The organism is Paraburkholderia sp. GAS32 (genome assembly GCF_050434225.1).
GTDB classification, from domain to species: Bacteria; Pseudomonadota; Gammaproteobacteria; order Burkholderiales; family Burkholderiaceae; genus Paraburkholderia; species Paraburkholderia madseniana.
Genome location: NZ_JBNPVS010000013.1, coordinates 32,406 through 52,230, shown reverse-complemented (window position 1 = coordinate 52,230; position 19,825 = coordinate 32,406). Strand labels below are relative to the sequence as shown.

Genomic DNA, 19,825 nt, shown 5'->3' with positions numbered 1-19,825 from the left:
GCGGCGCATCGCCCACTCACCGCCGCCGAGGACACAGCATGCTGATCGACTTCTTCTACTCGCTGCGCGCGGCCAAACTGCCGGTGTCGGTGAAGGAATACCTGACGCTGCTCGAAGCGCTCAAAGCCAATGTGATCGCGCCGTCGCTCGACGAGTTCTACTATCTCGCACGCATCACGCTGGTCAAGGACGAGCAGTATTTCGACAAGTTCGACCAGGCGTTCGGCGCGTATTTCAACGGCGTCGCGCAAGTCTCGGAGCTCGCCTTCGACGTCCCGCTCGACTGGCTCAAGAAGAAGCTGCAACGCGACCTGTCGCCCGAAGAAAAAGCGCAGATCGAAGCGATGGGCGGCCTCGACAAGCTGATGGAGCGCCTGAAGGAGCTGTTCGACGAACAGAAAGAGCGCCACGAAGGCGGCAACAAATGGATCGGCACGGGCGGCACCTCGCCGTTCGGCAACGGCGGCTATAACCCTGAGGGCGTGCGCATCGGCGGCGACGCGGCGGGCAACCGCACCGCGGTGAAGGTGTGGGAAGCGCGCGCCTATCGCGACTACGACGACCAGGTCGAAATCGGCACACGCAACATCAAGATCGCCCTGCGCCGCCTGCGCCGTTTCGCACGCGAGGGCGCGGCCGAAGAGCTCGATCTGCCCGACACGATCCGCAGCACCGCCGCGAACGCCGGCTGGCTCGACCTGAAGATGGTGCCGGAGCGGCACAACAAGGTGAAAGTGCTGATGCTGCTCGACGTGGGCGGCTCGATGGACGATCACATCAAGCGTACCGAAGAGCTCTTTTCCGCCGCCAAGGCCGAATTCAAGCATCTCGAGTTCTATTACTTCCACAACTGTGTGTACGACTTCCTGTGGAAGAACAATCGCCGCCGTCACGCCGAACGCATGCCGACGTGGGACCTGCTGCACAAGTTCACGCCCGACTACAAGCTGATCTTCGTCGGCGACGCGACCATGAGCCCCTATGAAGTGCTGCAACCGGGCGGCTCGGTCGAATACAACAACGCCGAAGCCGGCGCCGTGTGGCTGCGCCGCCTCGCCGATCATTTCCCGCATTACGCGTGGCTCAATCCGGAGCCGGAAGGTTTGTGGGCGTACCGGCAGTCGGTCAGCGCGATCCGGGAAGTGCTCGGTCATCGCATGTATCCGCTCACCCTCGCCGGACTCGAAACGGCGATGCGCATGTTGAGCAAGTAATCAGGTCGGTTCACGTTTTTCTCCAACTATAAGAAAGTTTCTGCATGAGTCAGTCTTCATCGCCCGTTTTGTCCCCTGCCGACGTACACCCCGGGCCGCTCAGACCGTTTGCCGATACGTCCTTGTCCGCCCTCGTCGCCGGCTTCGTCGCGATGATGACGGGCTACACCAGTTCGCTCGTGCTGATGTTCCAGGCCGGCCAGGCCGCCCATCTCACCGATGCGCAGATTTCGTCGTGGATCTGGGCATTGTCGATCGGCATGGCCGTCTGCACGATCGGCCTTTCACTGCGCTTTCGCGCACCGATCGTGATTGCCTGGTCGACGCCCGGCGCGGCGCTGCTGGTGTCGTCGCTGCCGCATGTGACCTACCCTGAGGCGATCGGCGCGTTCATCGTCTGCGCGGTGTTGCTGACCCTGGTCGGCCTGACCGGCTGGTTCGACACGCTGATGAAGAAAATCCCGGCAGGCATCGCTTCGGCTTTGCTGGCGGGCATTCTGTTCGAGATCGGCATTGAAATTTTCCGCGCGGCGCAGTTCCAGACCGCGCTCGTGCTGGCGATGTTCTTCACCTATTTGATCGTCAAACGCCTCGCGCCGCGCTATGCGATCGTGACGACGCTGGTCGTCGGCACGGCGCTCGCCGGTGGGCTCGGGCTGCTCGACTTCAGCCGCTTTCACGTCGCGCTCGCCCACCCGGTGTTCACGATGCCGGTGTTTTCGGTCGCGGCGGGCATCAGCATCGGCATTCCGCTTTTCGTCGTCGCGATGGCGTCGCAGAACGTGCCGGGCATCGCCGTGCTGCGCGCGGACGGCTACACCACGCCATCCGCGCCGCTGATTTCGACGACCGGCATCGCCTCGCTGCTGCTCGCGCCGTTCGGCTCGCACGGCATCAATCTTGCGGCGATCACAGCGGCGATCTGTACCGGCCCCGAAGCGCACGAAAACCGCGACAAGCGTTACACCGCGGCAGTCTGGTGCGGTATTTTCTATCTGATTGCCGGGATTTTCGGCGCGACCATCGCCGCACTGTTCGCCGCCTTGCCGAAGGCGCTGGTGGTCTCCGTTGCGGCGTTGGCGCTGTTCGGCTCGATCATGAGCGGCCTCGCCAACGCCATGCAGGACCTGAAGCAGCGCGAAGCGGCGCTGGTGACGTTCATGGTGACGGCCTCCGGCCTCACCCTGCTGTCGATCGGCTCGGCGTTCTGGGGGCTGGTGGCGGGCGTACTGACTCAACTGGTGCTGAACGCCCGGCGCGCCTGAATCCGCCATAGAATAGAAGCATCCGGCAGCGCTTTCCGTCAAAATTCCCCGGCAACATGACGGGCAAACGCTGCAGCGTGACCCGCGGCCACCGGAACGGTTTGTCTTTTCCCTCCGGTGGCGATCTCATTTCTCCTGAACCACGGCGCACGCGCGCCATGAAGGCTCGAACATGACAACCGCACTCGACCAACTCAAGCAATACACCACCGTCGTGGCCGATACCGGCGACTTCCAGCAGCTTGCCCAGTACAAGCCGCAGGACGCGACCACCAATCCGTCGCTGATTCTGAAAGCCGTCCAGAAAGACGACTACAAGCCGCTGCTCGAAAAGACCGTGAAGGCGCATGCGTCGAAGCCGGTCGGCGCAATCATCGACCAGTTGCTGATCGCATTCGGCACCGAAATTCTCAAGATCATCCCGGGTCGTGTGTCGACCGAAGTGGATGCACGCCTGTCGTTCGACACCGAAGCGTCGATCGCCAAGGGCCGCGAGCTGATCGCCCTGTACAAAGAACACGGCATCGGCCGCGAACGCGTGTTGATCAAGCTGGCCTCCACGTGGGAAGGCATCCGCGCCGCCGAAGTGCTGCAAAAGGAAGGCATCCACTGCAACATGACGCTGTTGTTCTCGCTCGCGCAGGCCGCCGCCTGTGCCGAAGCGGGTGCGCAACTGATCTCGCCGTTTGTCGGCCGTATCTACGACTGGTACAAGAAGAACGCCGGCAGCGCGTGGGACGAAGCGAAAGACGGCGGCGCCAACGATCCGGGCGTCAAATCGGTGCGCCGCATTTACGCGTACTACAAGAAGTTCGGCTACAAGACCGAGGTGATGGGCGCGAGCTTCCGCACCCCGGGCCAGATTCTGGAACTGGCCGGCTGCGATCTGCTGACCATCAGCCCGGATCTGCTGCAAAAGCTGCAGGAGAGCACCGAGCCGGTCGAGCGCAAGCTGTCGCCTGAAATGGGCAAAGGCGTGGACATCGAACGCGTGCCGGTCGACGAATCGTCGTTCCGTTTCCTCGTCAACGACGAAGCGATGGCGACCGAAAAGCTCGCTGAAGGCATCCGCGCGTTCGCGGCAGACGCCGTCAAGCTGGAAAAGATGATCGAAGCGCTGCGTTAGGCTTCGGCTTAGTCTTGGCCGCTTGAGTACGCGGCTGCACACGAGGTCGCGCACTTATTGGCGAGCCTGGTTGCGCATCCGGTTGAATACGCGGCCCTGAGCCATCCGGTTCAGGGCCGCGTGCCGTTTACAACCGCACATCCGATACCTGTCCGCGCCACTGCTTCTTACGAAATAAAGTCACAATTGCTGCCCCAACGGACGACTACAATCGTCTGCACGCCCGCCCCTCGATACCATTTGCCGAAGGAGCGCGGCGCCGCTGATCCATATCCCGGGAGACGATCATGTACGTTCAGCCTTACGTATTTTTCAACGGACGCTGTGAAGAAGCGCTCAAGTACTACACAGAGAAGCTCGGCGCCGAGGTATTGCTACTGATGCGCTACAAGGACGCGCCGCCCAGCGCCGACCCGGAGAACCAGCCGCGCCCCGGTCTGGAAGAAAAGATCATGCACGCCACGATCAAGCTCGGCTCGACCAACTGGATGGCCTCCGACGGCCACTGCGACCCGCAGGCCACGTTCAGCGGCTTCAGCCTCTCGCTGACGGCTGACGACGCCGAGTCGGGCGAGAAATATTTCAACGCGCTGGCCGACGGCGGTTCGGTGACGATGCCGTGGCAAGCCACCTTCTGGAGCAAGGGCTTCGGGATGGTGGTGGACCGCTTCGGTCTCGCGTGGATGGTGACGCTGCCGGATGCCTGAGCGCGTCATGCAAGGCTGCATGGTTGCGGCTGAGGCGGTGTGCCGACGCGATCGCCGTAACCATGCAGCCGCCGTACTGTATGTAGCCGCAGCCTGTCAGGCCGCCACACCGGCTCACCCGAACAACGTGAAAAGCTAAGCCTTCTGCAAAACGGGCGAACGCCGCTCGATGTCCCAGTTCGGCTCGGTCTCCAGCAACAAGGCGCGCAACCGCTCCACCTGTTCGGCTAAGCGCTGCCCGAGCCAATACGGCCCCTGCAAGTCGGGCGGCAATTCTAGCGCCGCGTCGCCATGCGCCTGAGCAAGCGGCGACGCGGCCGGAATGCCGAAGTGCGTCGCGCGGCCAAAGCGCAGGCCGCGCGCCATTGCCAGCAGGATGCCGCGCACGGCAAGCACCTCAACGTCGCACGCCCGCACATACGCAGCGCGCGCCGCGGCATCGGCGCGCATCAGCGGGCCGATCGCCAGCAATTCCAGCGAACTGAGCACCGAACGGTGCAGCCGCTGGATCTCCTCGAGCCGGGCCTGCGGCACATCGATCTCCTTCGCCACCGAAGGCATCAGCGAGCGCAGCTGAACCAACCGCTTGTTGATCGCGAGGAAGCGTTTGACCTGTTCGTCCTCGTTGATCGTGTCCCCTTCCAGCAGACGGGTGTAAATCTGCGCGCAGGCCCGCAGATTGTCGGCGATCCCGTAACGCCACGAATAAGTCGCGTGCAGCGGCAACACGAACGAAAACGCCAGCGCGATTACAATGCCGATCAGCACGTTCAGCGTGCGCCATAGACCGACGTCGATCAGATTGTCGCCATGGCCCGCGACGATGCACATCGTGATCGCCGTCAAGAGACCGATATACCCCGACGAACCGATCGCGAACCATGCGCAGATCCCCGCGACGATCGACATCAGCACATAGGTGAGCGGCAGCGACCCGGTCAGATTCTGCGTCAGGATGAGCAGAAGCCCGATCACCGCGCCGAGCAGCGTTCCCGCCGCCCGGTCGGCAGCCTTCTTGCGGATATTGCCGTGATGTTGCAAGCCGCCGATCACCACCAGCAGGGTCACCGACGACCAGATGCCGTGAGGAATGTTGATACCGGTGGTCGCGAGAATCGACACCAGCATCGCGACGCCGACGCGCAGGCTATGCAGCACCTTCGCGTGGCGATAGCGGTAGTACGGCGACGTGATCGTGCGCACCATGCGGCTAATGGCCGAGCGGCGAACAACGACACGGGGGGAATCGGCAGAAGCCATGGCTCGCGCGAAGGACGCTTTGAAGGACGGTTCCGCTATCGTGCCCTGGAGTGCTCCGGAAAGACAAACGCCCGCAAACTTTTGTCTGCGGGCGTTGCTTTTCCGGCGAACTGGAACGGCTGACTTAGCCTTCGACCACGTCCAGATAATCTTCCGGACGGGTACGGTCCTCGGCGCGCTGCATGCCGAACATGCGCACCAGCAGGCTCACCACGACCGACACCACCAGGTTGACGATCAGCGACCACACCGCCGCGTAGCCCGGAATCGCCATGCCGAACAGGTGAATCGTGAAGATCGAACTCGCCAGCTTCAGCGAAATCGCCATCCACGTGCCGGTTGCGATGCCGACCGCCCAGCCGATCAGGAGGCCGCGGTAGTCGAGCACACGCGTGTAGAGACCCAGCACGATCGCCGGCAGTGTCTGGATGATCCAGATGCCGCCCAGCAGTTGCAGCTGAATCGCGTACGTGAGCGGCAGACCGAGAATGAACGCGACGGCGCCGACCTTGACGATCAGCGACACCAGCTTCGCGACGTTGGTCTCCTGCTCATGCGACATATTGCGGTTCACGAACTCCTTGTGGATGTTCCGCGTGTACAGGTTCGCTGCCGCAATCGACATGATCGCCGCCGGCACCAGCGCGCCAATACCGATCGCCGCGAAGGCCACGCCGACGAACCACGACGGGAAGAAGTGCAGGAACAGCGCCGGCACCGCGAAGTTCGGGCCGAACGCCTTGAAGTACGGCGCGAATTCCGGCATGTCCTTCACGCCCGAAGCCAGAGCCATGAAGCCCAGCAGCGCGAGCAGACCGAGCACCAGCGAGTAGGCCGGCAGCATCGCCATGTTGCGGCGGATCGTGTTACCCGACTTCGACGACAGCACCGCGGTGATCGAGTGCGGATACAGGAACAGCGCGAGCGCCGAGCCCACCGCAAGCGTCGCGTACGCGCTGTAGCCGTTCAGGCTCGACACGTCCGGTGCCTTCAGCAGCAGCTTGGCCGGCGGCACCACGCTGAAGATATGACCGAAGCCGCCCAGTTGCGGCGGAATCACGATGACCGCGGCAAAGATCACGACATAGATCAGCACGTCCTTGACGACCGCGATCATGGCCGGCGCGCGCAGGCCCGACGTGTACGTGTAAGCCGCCAGAATCGCGAACGCGATGATCAGCGGCAGATCGCCGACGAAGCCCTTGGTGTCGAAACCCAGCGCGCCGATCACCACTTCGATACCGACCAGTTGCAGCGCGATGTACGGCATCGTCGCGACAATGCCGGTCACGGCGATCGCCAGTGCCAGCATGCGGCTGCCATAGCGAGCCGAGACGAAGTCGGCCGATGTCACATAACCCTGACGTTTGGCGATGCTCCACAGTTTCGGGAACACGACGAACGCGAACGGATAGATCAGGATCGTGTACGGCAGCGCGAAGAAACCCGTTGCGCCCGCACCGAACACCAGGGCCGGCACGGCGATGAAGGTGTAAGCGGTGTACAGGTCGCCGCCCAGCAGGAACCACGTGACGATGGTGCCGAAGCGCCGGCCGCCGAGGCCCCACTCTTCCAGATGGGCCAGGTCGCCCTTGCGCCAGTGGGCCGCGACAAAGCCGAGAATGGTGACGCCAATAAAAAACAGGACGAAGACGAAAGTTGCGGTGGCGTTCATTGTTGTGCGCCCCCTTGCGAGCTGCCCGTCGAGCGGGTCTTGGTCTTGAAGTACACGAGCGCCGTGATGATCGCGCTGATCAACACCCACAGCAGTTGGTACCAGTAGAAGAACGGAAAATCGAACAGTTGCGGTTCGACCTTGTTATATGACGGCACCCAGATCATTGCGATCCAGGGCAACAGCAGCAACCAGAGCCAGTGCTTGCTGGCCTTGTTCGCGTCGGCGTCGTGAGCCATGACGTCTCCTCTTCCCTATTATTGAAATGTTGGCCCGTGTGTGGACGGGTGGTGGATGTCCCGTCGCAGGTAGGCCACGGGTACCCCGAAAGCTTCGAAAGAGTATAGGAGCCGAGAACGTCCGGTCAAGCAGGGACGACCCGAGGCGCAAATGTGCCGCTGGGACGCGCCGGGCGGCGGTTTAGCAGAGATGAGGGGTGGGCGCGAGGCGGCTTGACGCGGGGGCTGGGTCGCCGATCGTCGACATGCGTGCTGGGTATCCACGGAATCGAACCGGCCGTGCAATGTACTGGAGAAGCGGTTGGGAAACCGTCGTACCAGCGCAACGGGAAGCCTGGGTCGAACCAGCCTCAAGCGGCCTCAAGCGGCCCGACCCATTCTCACATCAGATCGAGAACGAACTGCCGTTCTGTCCGGTCGATTCCTGCAGACCCTTGATCCACTTGCGCGCCGGCAAGCCGAGTTCCGCTTCGATCAGCTTCGCACGCGCTTGCAGCGTCGTGAACGGCACGTCGAGCGCCGGGCCCGAGAACGCGATGGCGATGCGGTTGCCGTCATGCACTTCCGGCAGCGCGACCACGCGGCCGTCGAAAGCTTCGTTCAGGCGCTTCATGTTGCGCACGAAGCTCGGATGGTCCCCAAACAGGTTCACCGTCACCACGCCCGCCTCGGTCAGGCACGCGCGCACCGCGCGGTAGAAGCCGACGCTGTCGAGCACCGGGCCACGCGCGGTGGCATCGTAGACGTCGATCTGCAACGCGCCGATCGTGCCGTGGTTGGCGCGGTCGTTGACGAAGTCCCACGCGTCCATTTCGTGCACGGTCAGACGGACGTCGTCGTGCGGCAGTTCGAACATCGTGCGCGCGGCCACGACCACGGCCGGGTTCAATTCGACCGCTTCGACTTTGGCGCGCTTCAGAAACCGGTGGGCAAATTTGGTCAGTGCGGCGGCGCCGAGACCGAGCTGGACGATTCGCTTGGGCGTTTCGATGAACAGCAACCAGGCCATCATCTGCTGCGCGTATTCGAGTTCGATGTGATCCGGCTTACGCAGACGCATTGCGCCTTGCACCCATTCCGTGCCGAAGTGCAGGAAGCGCACGCCGCCCTCTTCCGAGAACGTAACCGGTGCGAAACGCGGCTTGCGCGGCGCTTCGATTTGCGGCGCGTCGTGCAGGTCATCGTCATGCAGCGCGCGCTTTTTATTGCGCACTGCTTTCTGTTTGTTCAGCGTGGTGTCGCCTGCGTCAGCGTCTTTGTTGCGGAAAGCACGGGCTTCAGCCGAGGCGCGCCTGATCAATTTCGTCATGTAAGGATGTCGCGCCAGAGACGCAATTTTTGGTCGAACGAGAGCATAGCATTCGCCGGACTCGACGAAGGCAATACGAGGGTGGCGTAGCCCGCTTCGCCGATCACCGGCGCAAAGCGGCCCGCCGTCTTGCCGTTGAAGCAGACTTTCTTCAACAACGGCGCGTGGGCGCGGAGCGTTGCAAAATCGTTGGGGTTGGCATTGCGGATCGCGGCGTCGAGACTGCCTTCGCGCTCGCAGGCGGCGAGCACGTCCCACACGCCGATGCCGTGCGATAGCAAACGCGGTAGCCGTTCTTCATAGGCGAGTTCGGGAAGCGGTTCGTCGAGCACCGTGCCGAGCAAACGCCAGAACTGGTTGCGCGGATGCGCGTAATACTGTGTAGCGGCCAGCGACGCTTCGCCAGGAAAGCTGCCGAGAATCAGCGTGTGTGTATCCGCCGCAACGACGGGAGGAAAGCCGCGGAGCATCAGCGCTTTTCCTTACGGTCCGATGTCGGCGCGTGCCCGGATTCACGCGCACCCCGTTCGGAAAGGTGTTCTTGCTCCGCACGCGGCGCACCATGAGCGCGCGACGCCGTATGCTCGAGCGGCCGGCCATGTTCACGCACATGAGTACGCTGCGGCGCGTGAACGTGGGGGGAGGCTGAATACGCAGACGGTGTGCTGGCCGAAGACGCCAGACGCGCCCATAGCGCCGGCAACATGCACTCGGTGACCATCAAGGGCGCGCCGTGGCGCTCGAACACCGAGCGACGCGCAACCAGCGTATGCGGCCTCACGCCACCGATCTCAATCGCGGCCAACCGGTACAACGGATGACGCGCCGTCAGCCTGCGGCTCACCAGCGACGATCGCGCGACACTGCTATCGCTGTACAGCAACTCGGCGAGCGGCCGCGTGCGCAAGCTTCGCGTGGCCTGCCATACGCCGACGCTCGCGGCCAGCGGCGCGACGCTGTGCGCCGCGACAAACGGCACGCCGTCGACCGACAACACCACCTCCCGAACCCACACCGGCGCACGCGGCGCGAGGCCGAGCGCGGCGTGCTCGTCGGCCCACGGCAGCGCGACGGCTTCGCGCGTCACGCGCACCGCAACCGCGCCGAGCGTGCGCAGATGCGCGGTCAGCGATCCACCGCGGGTCAACCAGTCTTTCTGGGCGGCGCTAAAACCGGGTAAGGGCGCGACACGCCAGTGGGCGTCGGCGGCATCGAAACGGATAGGCATGGTGTCGGATTATAACGGCGCAGTTGTCAGAGGATCGCGAGTCCCTCACCTGCCGTCCCGTCGGGAATGTCAGTCGATCTCCATGCCGGACGGAACCGCCTCAATCAGTGTATCGATTTCAGACAGTTCCGATTCTCCTGGTCCAGCGACGCGCGATACAACCTTCGTGCTTTAACAAGTCGACGGTCCGCCCGCGATCGAAGGGCGTGCCATGTGATCGGATATTGAAGGAGAAAAAGAAACATGAAAACGTTCCCGGGCGCTGCTGCATGCGCAATGTCTGTCGTGCTGATGGCGGGTTGCGCGGCGCCGCTGAACCGCGACAAAGAAACATCGTTGAATAAGGCTGTCGGCATCGAGGTGACGCCGGTTGCCAATGGTGTCTCAGTCAAGCTGCCCGAAGCCGCGCTGTTCGAGTTCGGTAAATCCGAAGTGCGTGGTGATGCAGCGGCCGTCATCAATCGTTCGGCCGTTCTGCTCAAGCGCAGCAAGAAGCCGATATTGGTCGAGGGTTACACCGACAATGTCGGCACGCTCGACTATAACCAGCAGCTTTCCGAATCGCGCGCCACTGCGGTAGGTTATGCGCTCGTGGCGCGCGGCGTGGCACTGGACCGGATCAGGACGAAGGGCTACGCGTACAACAACCCCGTCGCGAGCAACGATACAGCCGAAGGGCGCGCGCTGAACCGGCGCACCGAGATCGTGGTGCGCGGCGAAACGATGGATACGCTGATGGGGCAGAAGTAGGTGTTCGTCATCTGATGTGAGGTTCGAAAAAAACGCCCGCGTCATTCGGGCGTTTCTACGTGTGCGCTCTTGTTCTTTCGGACGCGGTTTTCCAGGTTCCGCGCGATTCGCGCGAACAACTACTGCGCGCTTAACATTGCCCGCAATTGGGCCGCCACGCGCTCGACCACCGGCTCCCACGCGCCCGGCCGCGGCTGCCGGAACAGATCAACCGAGTCGTACCACGGTTGCGTCTCCTCATTGCCCCACGTCCAGTGCGACACGTGATCGAGCATCGCCAGCACCGGGCGCCCCAGCGCGCCGCCCAGATGCAAAGGTGCACTGTCGATGGTGAGCACCGCATCGAGCGCGCTCACGTGCGCGGCCACGTCGTCGAAACCGGCCTGATAGTGCGCAGTCAGATCGCAAACGCGATAGCCCTCTCCGCTCAGCGTCGCCACATCGGCGTCACGGCCCGGCGTCAGCGGATGGAACACGATATTGGGTAGCGCGAGCACGGGAGCCAGCGTCGCAAGCGGAATCGACCGCTTCGCGTCGCGGCGATGCGTCGGGCTGCCCGACCAAACGAGGCCGATATGCAATCGCGCCGCCTCCCCACTCCACGCGCCGATCCGCTCGCGCCATGCCGCCACGCGACTTGCATCGGCAGTTAGATAGGCACCGCCGCGCACCTGGTCAGACTGCAAGCCAAGCACCGACGGCACGCTCATGATCGGCAGCCCAAAGTGAGGCTTGCCGAGCGGTCCGTCCTCGATGGACACGCAATCCACGTAAAAACGCGCAAACAGCGGCTGTAACGCCCGGCGCACTGCGAGCACCAGCCGACCTCCTTCATCGCGTACGCGCGCCGCCAGTTCGTGCACGAATCGCACCATCTGAATATCGTCGCCGTTGCCCTGTTCGCTGTGCACGATCAAGGTCTTGCCGCCCAGCGATTGACCCTGCCAGCGCGGACATAGCCGTTCCATCACCGTCACGACGTTGTTCGACTCTCGATCGTCGCGCGTCAGACGCGCCGCGAAGTGTGGCCATGCGTTCGACCAGTCGCCTCGCCGCAACTTCAGATCAGCCAGATCGACGGCCGCCTGCGATGCCGACGGGTCGAGCGTGAGCGCTGCATGCAGCGCCGCTTCGCTTTCTGCAAAACGCGCCTGCTCGGCCAGATACATGCCGATCGCGCCCAGTACGTGGGCATTGCCGGGCGCGGCGACATCGACAGCGCGCATGGTTGCCTCGGCCGCGGCGGCGTCGTTGCACTGCCATTGCGCATGGCTCAGTTGCCAGGCGATTTCTGCATCGGCGGGATGGCGTGTCAGCACCTCACGACAAACGCGTTCCACCGTGGGCCAATCGCGGATCTCGCGGAAAGCCAGCACGAGCTGCAACGGCAACGCGGGGTGGATCGCCGGATCGAGCACATAGGCCCGCAACAGCGCCACGCGACGCTCGGCTCGCGCGCTTGCATCCGGCGACGTCGCAAGCGCAATCGCCAACCACCAGGGGGCGCGGGCATCCTGTGGTTCGTGTTGCTCGTACGCGCGCAACATGTGTGCCGCCGCCGAATGCGCGCCACAGCGATCGATCAACCAGACGATCCATTCGAGCGTCGCTGCCGACGGCTGGGCGCTTACCGCCAACTCGCTGTTGCGCTGCGCGGCGTCAGCGCGGCCGAGTGCGTCGGCGAACAGGGCTAACCGGGCGTAACGCGCGCCGTTCGTTGCCGACTGCATCTGCGGTTGCGATGCACTGTGGTACGCCGCTTCAAAACGCCCTGCGCTCGCGCACAGGTCCGCGTGCAATTGCGGCGTGACGCCCTCTGCAATGAGTTCGAGGGCCCGTCGCTCAGCAGCGTCGAAACCTTGCTCGCGCAAGATCGACCACAGGAGATGCACGGGATCGGCGGGGGTTGGTAGTGCGGAATCGGACATGGGAATACAGAAAGTTATCGCGGCGCGTCAATGCGCAATTGCAGAAATGAGATCGGATGCGTGAACGGCCGGGAGACTGCAAATAGTCCCTTAAGCATCCAAATTTCGATCGCGCAAGCATAAGACAGAACCACGTTTTCACATCTCACAAATCAATCTCGATTTAGCGCGTTGAATGGGTTTGATTGGTTAAAGGAGGGCAAAAAAAATGCGCTGCCAAGGCAGCGCATTTTTCGATCACAAGCGTCAAAACGACGCCGGTCCAGACTCAATTCAAACTCGAAAACTCAACCAGCACGCGCCAGCAACAACGCGTTGGTACGCTTCACAAAGCTGGCCGGATCTTCCAGCGCGCCGCCTTCAGCAAGCAAAGCCTGATCGAACAACAGATGACACCAGTCGTCGAAATTCACGCTGTCCGCATGCAAGCCCTTCACCAGCGCATGCTCCGGATTCACTTCGAGAATCGGGTGGAACGACGGCGCTTCCTGACCCGCCGCCTTCAGCATACGTTGCAGATAGCCGCTCATTTCGCCATCGTCGGCCACGAGGCAGGACGGCGAATCGGTCAGGCGGAACGTCAAGCGCACGTCTTTGGCCTTGTCCTTCAACGCTTCTTTCATCTTGTCGACGAGCGGCTTGAACTCTTCGCCGACCTTCTCCTGCGCCTGCTTTTCTTCGTCATTCAGCGCGCCCAGATCGAGATCTCCACGCGCGACGCTTTGCAGCGGCTTGCCGTCGAATTCGTTCAGGAACGACAGCATCCATTCATCGACGCGATCGGTCAGCAGCAGCACTTCCACGCCCTTCTTGCGGAACACTTCGAGATGCGGGCTGTGGGTCGCGGCCTGCCAGGTGTCGGCGGTCACGTAGTAGATCTTCGTTTGCTCGGGCTTCATCCGCGCAACGTAATCGGCGAGCGAGACGTTTTGCTCCGGCGATTCCGTATGCGTCGACGCGAAACGCACCAGCTTCGCAATACGCTCGCGATTGGCGAAATCTTCGCCGATGCCTTCCTTCAGCACCTGACCGAATTCCTTCCAGAAGCCGGCGTACTTTTCCTTATCGGCGTCGTTTTCGGCGTTCGCCAATTCTTCGAGCATCGACAGCGAACGCTTGGTCACGCCTTCGCGGATCGCCTTCACGTCGCGACTTTCCTGCAGGATTTCGCGCGACACGTTCAACGGCAGATCAGCCGAATCGACCACACCCTTCACGAAACGCAGATAGCCAGGCAGCAATTGCTCGGCGTCGTCCATGATGAATACACGTTTCACGTACAGCTTCAGACCGGCGCGATGATCGCGGTTGAACATGTCGAACGGTGCATGCGTCGGCACGTACAGCAGTTGCGTGTATTCGCTGCGGCCTTCAACGCGATTATGCGTCCACGTCAGCGGATCCTGATGATCGTGCGAGAGATGCTGGTAAAACTGCTTGTACTGTTCTTCCGTGATGTCGTTCTTCGAACGGGTCCACAGCGCGCTCGCCTGGTTGACGGTCTCGTCTTCGTCCTTCGTGACCATCTCGCTCTTTTCAGCGTCCCACTCTTCCTTCGCCATCACGATGGGCAGCGCGACGTGGTCCGAGTACTTCTGGATGATCGACTTCAGACGATGCAACGACAGCAGCTCGTCTTCATCGGCGCGCAGATGCAGCGTGATGGTCGTGCCGCGCGCGGCGCGTTCGATCTGCTCCACCGCGAAATCGCCCTCGCCTGCGCTTTCCCAGCGCACGCCTTCCGAGGCCGGCAAACCGGCACGGCGCGTTTCGACCGTGATCTTGTCCGCGACGATGAAGCCCGAGTAAAAGCCCACGCCAAACTGGCCGATCAGCGCCGCATCTTTCTGCTGGTCGCCGGAGAGCTTGCCGAAGAATTCCTTGGTGCCCGAACGAGCGATCGTGCCGAGATGCGAGATCGTCTCGTCGCGGCTCATCCCGATGCCGTTGTCGTCGATGGTGACGGTGCGTGCGGTCTTGTCGTACGAGACGCGAATCCGCAGATTCGGATCGTTTTCGTACAGTCCGCTATTTTCGATCGCTTCAAAGCGCAGCTTGTCGGCCGCGTCGGACGCATTCGAAATCAGCTCGCGCAGAAAGATTTCCTTGTTGCTGTACAGCGAATGGATCATCAGGTGCAGAAGTTGTTTAACTTCTGCCTGAAAGCTCATGGTTTCTTGTGCCATGGTCGGACTTCCTCTCTGTTACGAATGGGGTTCTAGTCAGGCGTGGCGCACGGCCGCGAGCCGTTTGGGCCACTTGGGCCGCCGAGGCCGCCGGGGCCGTGCCGCCGGATGGCCGGATTGCCGTGTCGCCGCTAAGTTGGGGCAGCCCGGCGCGGTTTCAAGAGGCGCGCCGCGCGACGCTGTCGAGATAGCGGCACAGGAACGTCGACAGCTCGGGATCGCCGCAGTTGGCGATGTTGAAGCGCATCCACGTGGTGGGCGATTGCTGCGGAGAAAACAGGCTACCCGGCGTCAGCAGAAAGCCTTCTTCGTGGCCGGCGGCCGCGAGCGCGCTCGCATCGACGCCCGTGTCGGCCCACAGGAACATGCCCGCCGCGGGCGTCAGAAACAGCTTCATACCGGTCTTCTCGAGCATCCGCACGGATTTTTCGCGCACGCCGTCGAGCCGCGCGCGCAGCCGCTCGACGTGCCGGCGGTAATGGCCCTCAGTGAGAATCTTGTAGAGCACGCGCTCGTTCAGTTCGGGGCTCGTCATGCCGACCAGCATTTTCTGATCGCCGACGGCCGTGGCCACTTCGGGCGCGCAGGCGATAAAACCCACGCGCAGATTGGGCGCGAGCGTCTTCGAAAAGCTGCCCAGGTAGATCACGCGCTTTAGCTGGTCGAGGCTCGCGAGACGCGTGCCCGGATAGCTCGGCGGGCACAGATCGCCGTAAATATCGTCTTCGACGACGATGAAATCGTACGCTTCGGCCAGACGCAGAATGCGGAATGCCTGCGCGGCCGTGAGCGAGGTGCCGGTGGGGTTCTGCAGCACCGAATTGATCACCAGCATTTTCGGCCGCCAGGTCTCGACCAGCGACTCGAGCGCGTCGAGGTCCGGCCCATCGGGCGTGTACGGCATGCCGACCAGCCGCGCGCCCTGCGACGCGAAGCGCCCGAACATCTGAAACCAGGCCGGATCGCCGACGATCACCGCATCGCCCGGCTTCACGTAAATCCGCGAAATCAGGTCGATCGCCTGGGTAATGCCGGAGACCATCACGATCTGATCCGGCGAAGCGCCGATTTCCAGCTCCTCCAGCCGCGTCTGCAATTGCTGGCGCAGCGGCAAAAAGCCCTGCGGCGTGCCGATGCCGAGCATCTGCGCGCCGCTTTGCCGGCCTAGCGTGCGCAGCGCGTTGGTAATCAGATCGCCGTCGAGCCAGCGGCCCGGCAAGTAGCCGAGGCCCGGACTGCGCTCGGGGCGCGCGCCCGTATGCAACATATTGCGCAGCAGCCAGACGACGTCGATCGTGGCCGGCGCGGGCGCCGCTGCGGCGATCGTGCGGATCTCGGCCGTCGGCGCACCGCCCAATCGTTCACGCACATAGAAGCCAGAACCGCGCCGCGACTCCAGGTAGCCCTGCGCCACCAGCCGCTCATACGCCTCGACCACGGTGAAGCGCGATACGCCCTTGTCCAGCGCAAGCTTGCGGATCGACGGCATGCGCATGCCGGGACGAAACACGCGCTCCTCGATGCGGCGGCGCGCCCACTGGACGAGCTGCTCGACCAGCGTCAGCGACGTCGTATCGTGCGGCGTGGGAATCTGGGTAAGCGGGACGGACATAGCGGGCTCCAACTGTACCGAACGGTATCGAGTCGATTGTACCGTTACTGTGCCGGTTGCCGCCGCTACATTCAAGGCTACATTTAAGATAAGCAACGGATGATGAGGCGGCCTGGGTTGCATTCCGCCGCTCACGAGCGAGTTCGGGCAAGACCCGCCCAAACGCCATCCGCCTGGCCCGCCGACCCGGCAAACGGTTATGCTTACGACCCCGGCAACGCTGCTGCCGCACCCGGCGCGCGTTCCGGCTTACCGCAGAAACCGTTTTCCTGATCCGCCATGACTGCCCATTCGCTCCGTCTCGATCACCTCGTGATTTCCGCCCGTACCCTCGACGAGGGCACGCAGTACGTTGCCGACACGCTCGGCGTCGCGCCGGCCGGCGGTGGCGCGCATCCGCTGATGCGCACGCACAATCGTCTGCTGAATCTGTGGGGCGGCTTGTATCTGGAAGTGATTGCGGTCGACCCGCAGGCGGCAGAACCTGCGGATGGCGCCGCGCCTCGTGCCCGCCTGTTCGCCCTCGACGACCCGGCGACGCAAGCGCGGCTCGAAAAAGGCCCGTACCTGTCGCACTGGGTTGCCCGAGTCGACCGGCCGAAGCAGCTCGCGGCGTGGCAGACGCAGTATCCCCAGCGCATTCCACCGATCGTGCCGATGACGCGCGGCGATTTCACCTGGGGTCTGTCGGTGCCTGAAGATGGCGCCTTCCCCGCGTGGCAAGGCGCCGGCGATGGCGTACTGCCGACGCTGATCCAGTGGGACACGCCGCGGCACCCATCGGCGGCCTTGCCGGAAACGGACATCGCTCTGAAAGCTTTGAAAGCAGTACATCGGCAGGCCGACGCGATCGCCGCGCAATTGCACTGGCTGGGAGCGGCGCACCTGATCGCACTCGAGCCCACGGAAGGCGCGCCGGCACTTGTCGCCGAGTTTGAAACACCCGAGGGTCTACGGACCCTTAAATAAGCAGCGCGCGCGGGTCGTCAACTCGCGCGATAATCGAAGTTTTGACCGGTTCCAGAGATACCAGCAGAGGAGACCATGGACCAAAGCGACTTGAGAGCCCCCACGTGGCAACTGTCCGAACGCGCACGCAAGCTCACGAGCTCGGCGATCCGCGAGATCCTGAAGGTCACGGAACGGCCCGAAGTCATTTCGTTCGCGGGCGGCCTGCCCTCGCCGGCGACCTTCCCGGCCGAGCGCATGCGCGAAGCATCCGACCGCATTCTGCGCGACGCGCCCGCCGCGGCGTTGCAGTACAGCGCGACCGAAGGCTATCTGCCGCTGCGTGAATGGATCGCGCAGCGCTATTCGGTGAACGGCGCGCAGATTCGTCCTTCGCAGGTACTGATCACGACCGGCTCGCAGCAAGCGCTCGACCTGCTCGGCAAAGTGCTGGTGTGCCCGGACAGCCCCGTGCTGGTCGAAACGCCGACTTACCTCGGCGCGCTGCAATCCTTCTCGATGTACGAGCCGCGCTACGTGCAGGTGCCGACCGACGAGCAAGGCCTGATTCCCGAAGCGCTCACATCCGAGCTGACGGCCGGCGCACGCCTCCTGTACACACAACCCAACTTCCAGAATCCGACGGGCCGCCGCCTGCCGGTCGAACGCCGTCGTGCATTGGCCGCGTTCGCGAAGACCGCACCGTTCCCGGTAATCGAAGACGATCCCTACGGCGCGCTCGACTACGCGGGTGAACCGCTGCCCACCATGCTGTCGATGGCGCCGGATCACATCGTCCATCTCGGCTCGTTCTCGAAAGTGCTGGCGCCGGGCCTGCGGGTCGGCTACATCATTGCGCCCGAAGAGTTGATCTTCAAGCTCGTGCAGGCCAAGCAAGCCACCGATCTGCACACGCCGAGCTTCACGCAACGCATCGTGTACGAAGTAATCAAGGACGGCTTCCTCGACACGCACGTGCCGACCATTCGCGAACTGTATCGCGATCAATGCGCGGCGATGCTCGCCTCGCTCGAACGCTACATGCCGGAAGGCGTAAGCTGGAACCGTCCGGAAGGCGGCATGTTCGTGTGGGTGAATCTGCCCGCGCAGATCGACAGCATGAAGCTGCTCGAAGAAGCCGTCGCGCAGAATGTCGCGTTCGTGCCGGGCGGTCCGTTCTTTGCGAGCGAAGCGCAGCACAATACGCTGCGCCTGTCGTTCGTCACGGTGCCGCCGGCCAAGATCGACGAAGGCGTGTCGCGTCTCGCGGCGCTGATCCGCGCGAAGGTCTAAGCCGTCTCGACCAACCCGCGCCACCGAACTCAACTACTGACCAAGGACACACCATGGCTCAATCAAATGTGTACGACAAGCTTAAGGAACTGGGCATCGAACTGCCGAGCGCAGGCGCTCCGGCAGCCGCCTATGTGATGAGCGCGCAAAGCGGCAACACGGTGTACCTGTCGGGTCACATCGCGAAGAAAGACGGCAAGGTGTGGGCCGGCAAGCTCGGTGCCACCCTCACCACCGAAGAAGGCAAGGCCGCCGCGCGGTCCATCGCGATCGACCTGCTCGCCACGCTGCATACGCATGTGGGCGACCTGAACCGCGTCACGCGCATCGTCAAGCTGATGAGCCTCGTCAACTCGACGCTCGAGTTCACCGAGCAGCATCTGGTGACCAACGGCGCCTCCGAACTGATCGCGGACGTGTTCGGCGAGCGCGGTAAACATGCGCGTTCGGCGTTCGGCGTGGCGCAGATTCCGCTCGGCGCATGCGTCGAGATCGAGATGATCGCCGAAGTCGAATAACAATCGCCAACAGGTTCGGCCGCCGGTTCGCCCGGCCGGTCGTTCCAAGCGTACTGAACGCGTCGCGAGGTGTCTGTCACCTGCGGCGCGTTTTGCATTTGTGGTGAGGTAGATCGTTCCTTTGCCACCAGGTAGAATCCGCGAAGCCCATCAATCTGCTGGATTCGCCGGACTGCGCCCGATGACCGCCCACACCGTTCGTTTCAAACAAGTCGACGTGTTCACGTCGGTGCCGTTCAAAGGCAATCCGCTTGCAGAGTTGAGGCCCGGCTCGCACTACACGGCCCGCCAGGGCACCATGCTGGGCCGTGCCGGCAACGTTTCGGTGCACTACGACGATGCAGCCGGCAAAACGTGGATCGGCGGGCCGTCGGTGACGATCGTCGACGGCACGTTCCGGTTGCCATGAACGGCGCAGCGCTCGATTGCAGGTTGACGCGCGCCGGCCTGCCGCTGAACGCCGGCCGTGTTTCGCCGCTTCAGGCCACGCTTAACAAAAGAATGCCGCACCGTTTGCGCGATTAATGCGCCATGCATGACGAGAGGCTTGGCACACCTGAATTCCAG

At 63.0% G+C, this 19,825-nt stretch carries 17 protein-coding genes and 2 pseudogenes; 10 read left to right on the top strand and 9 right to left on the bottom strand.

Going from position 1 to position 19,825, the window contains the following annotated elements; all coding sequences use genetic code 11:
- Positions 1 to 38: 38 nt before the first annotated feature.
- The 4 genes from P3T25_RS17585 (at position 39) to P3T25_RS17570 (ending at position 4,312) form a co-directional block, all read left to right on the top strand.
- Positions 39 to 1,214, top strand: coding sequence for a vWA domain-containing protein (locus tag P3T25_RS17585; RefSeq protein WP_266239392.1), 1,176 nt, complete (start codon positions 39 to 41; stop codon positions 1,212 to 1,214).
- 44 nt (positions 1,215 to 1,258) lie between these two features.
- Positions 1,259 to 2,479: a benzoate/H(+) symporter BenE family transporter gene (locus P3T25_RS17580; RefSeq protein ID WP_429358529.1), complete on the top strand. Its 1,221-nt coding sequence runs from the start codon at positions 1,259 to 1,261 to the stop codon at positions 2,477 to 2,479.
- 172 nt (positions 2,480 to 2,651) lie between these two features.
- A complete protein-coding gene (gene tal, locus P3T25_RS17575) occupies positions 2,652 to 3,605 on the top strand; it encodes a transaldolase (protein WP_154558998.1) in 954 nt (317 codons plus the stop codon).
- Between the two features lie 287 nt (positions 3,606 to 3,892).
- Entirely contained in the window at positions 3,893 to 4,312 is a 420-nt protein-coding gene (locus P3T25_RS17570) for a VOC family protein (RefSeq protein WP_154558997.1), read from the top strand.
- 135 nt (positions 4,313 to 4,447) lie between these two features.
- Here the strand turns inward: P3T25_RS17570 and P3T25_RS17565 are convergent, their stop codons facing one another.
- The 6 genes from P3T25_RS17565 to P3T25_RS17540 form a co-directional block, all read right to left on the bottom strand.
- Positions 4,448 to 5,572 carry an FUSC family protein gene (locus P3T25_RS17565; RefSeq protein ID WP_429358528.1) on the bottom strand — a complete coding sequence of 375 codons (1,125 nt, stop codon included), beginning with the start codon at positions 5,570 to 5,572 and terminating at the stop codon, positions 4,448 to 4,450.
- Between the two features lie 124 nt (positions 5,573 to 5,696).
- Positions 5,697 to 7,247, bottom strand: coding sequence for a monocarboxylate uptake permease MctP (gene mctP, locus P3T25_RS17560; protein ID WP_154558996.1), 1,551 nt, complete (start codon positions 7,245 to 7,247; stop codon positions 5,697 to 5,699).
- Entirely contained in the window at positions 7,244 to 7,486 is a 243-nt protein-coding gene (locus P3T25_RS17555; protein ID WP_154558995.1) for a DUF3311 domain-containing protein, read from the bottom strand. Before P3T25_RS17555 ends, mctP begins: the two co-directional genes overlap by 4 nt.
- 385 nt (positions 7,487 to 7,871) lie before the next feature.
- Positions 7,872 to 8,795: a spermidine synthase gene (locus P3T25_RS17550; protein WP_266239388.1), complete on the bottom strand. Its 924-nt coding sequence runs from the start codon at positions 8,793 to 8,795 to the stop codon at positions 7,872 to 7,874.
- On the bottom strand, positions 8,792 to 9,265 hold the full coding sequence (locus P3T25_RS17545; RefSeq protein WP_266239387.1) for a DNA-deoxyinosine glycosylase: 474 nt from the start codon (positions 9,263 to 9,265) through the stop codon (positions 8,792 to 8,794). Before P3T25_RS17545 ends, P3T25_RS17550 begins: the two co-directional genes overlap by 4 nt.
- Positions 9,265 to 10,023, bottom strand: coding sequence for a chorismate--pyruvate lyase family protein (locus P3T25_RS17540; RefSeq protein ID WP_429358527.1), 759 nt, complete (start codon positions 10,021 to 10,023; stop codon positions 9,265 to 9,267). Before P3T25_RS17540 ends, P3T25_RS17545 begins: the two co-directional genes overlap by 1 nt.
- Positions 10,024 to 10,266: 243 nt before the next feature.
- Here P3T25_RS17540 and P3T25_RS17535 point away from each other — a divergent pair, with 243 nt between their 5' ends.
- Entirely contained in the window at positions 10,267 to 10,773 is a 507-nt protein-coding gene (locus tag P3T25_RS17535) for an OmpA family protein (protein ID WP_429358526.1), read from the top strand.
- Between the two features lie 119 nt (positions 10,774 to 10,892).
- On the opposite strand, the gene P3T25_RS17530 is transcribed toward P3T25_RS17535, so the two are convergent.
- The 3 genes from P3T25_RS17530 to P3T25_RS17520 all read right to left on the bottom strand — a co-directional run bounded on the left by P3T25_RS17530 (position 10,893) and on the right by P3T25_RS17520 (position 16,499).
- Positions 10,893 to 12,701 carry a hypothetical protein gene (locus P3T25_RS17530; RefSeq protein ID WP_429358525.1) on the bottom strand — a complete coding sequence of 603 codons (1,809 nt, stop codon included), beginning with the start codon at positions 12,699 to 12,701 and terminating at the stop codon, positions 10,893 to 10,895.
- 287 nt (positions 12,702 to 12,988) lie between these two features.
- Positions 12,989 to 14,887 (bottom strand): molecular chaperone HtpG, encoded by a 1,899-nt coding sequence (gene htpG / locus P3T25_RS17525; protein WP_429358524.1) that lies wholly within the window; start codon positions 14,885 to 14,887, stop codon positions 12,989 to 12,991.
- Positions 14,888 to 15,044: 157 nt separating this feature from the next.
- Positions 15,045 to 16,499: a PLP-dependent aminotransferase family protein gene (locus tag P3T25_RS17520; protein WP_429358523.1), complete on the bottom strand. Its 1,455-nt coding sequence runs from the start codon at positions 16,497 to 16,499 to the stop codon at positions 15,045 to 15,047.
- A 279-nt stretch (positions 16,500 to 16,778) separates the two neighbouring features.
- Between P3T25_RS17520 and P3T25_RS17515 the strand changes: the two genes are divergently transcribed.
- From P3T25_RS17515 to P3T25_RS17495, 5 genes and pseudogenes are all read left to right on the top strand, one after another.
- Positions 16,779 to 17,468, top strand: a complete 690-nt coding sequence (locus tag P3T25_RS17515; protein ID WP_429358522.1) for a VOC family protein — start codon at positions 16,779 to 16,781, stop codon at positions 17,466 to 17,468.
- Between the two features lie 75 nt (positions 17,469 to 17,543).
- Positions 17,544 to 18,740: a PLP-dependent aminotransferase family protein gene (locus P3T25_RS17510; RefSeq protein WP_429358521.1), complete on the top strand. Its 1,197-nt coding sequence runs from the start codon at positions 17,544 to 17,546 to the stop codon at positions 18,738 to 18,740.
- Between the two features lie 53 nt (positions 18,741 to 18,793).
- On the top strand, positions 18,794 to 19,258 hold the full coding sequence (locus P3T25_RS17505) for a RidA family protein (RefSeq protein WP_154558985.1): 465 nt from the start codon (positions 18,794 to 18,796) through the stop codon (positions 19,256 to 19,258).
- 181 nt (positions 19,259 to 19,439) lie between these two features.
- Positions 19,440 to 19,514: pseudogene (locus tag P3T25_RS17500) on the top strand (PhzF family phenazine biosynthesis protein); the annotation flags it as partial.
- A gap of 3 nt (positions 19,515 to 19,517) precedes the next feature.
- A pseudogene (locus tag P3T25_RS17495) lies at positions 19,518 to 19,667 on the top strand (PhzF family phenazine biosynthesis protein); the annotation flags it as partial.
- Between the last annotated feature and the right edge of the window lie 158 nt (positions 19,668 to 19,825).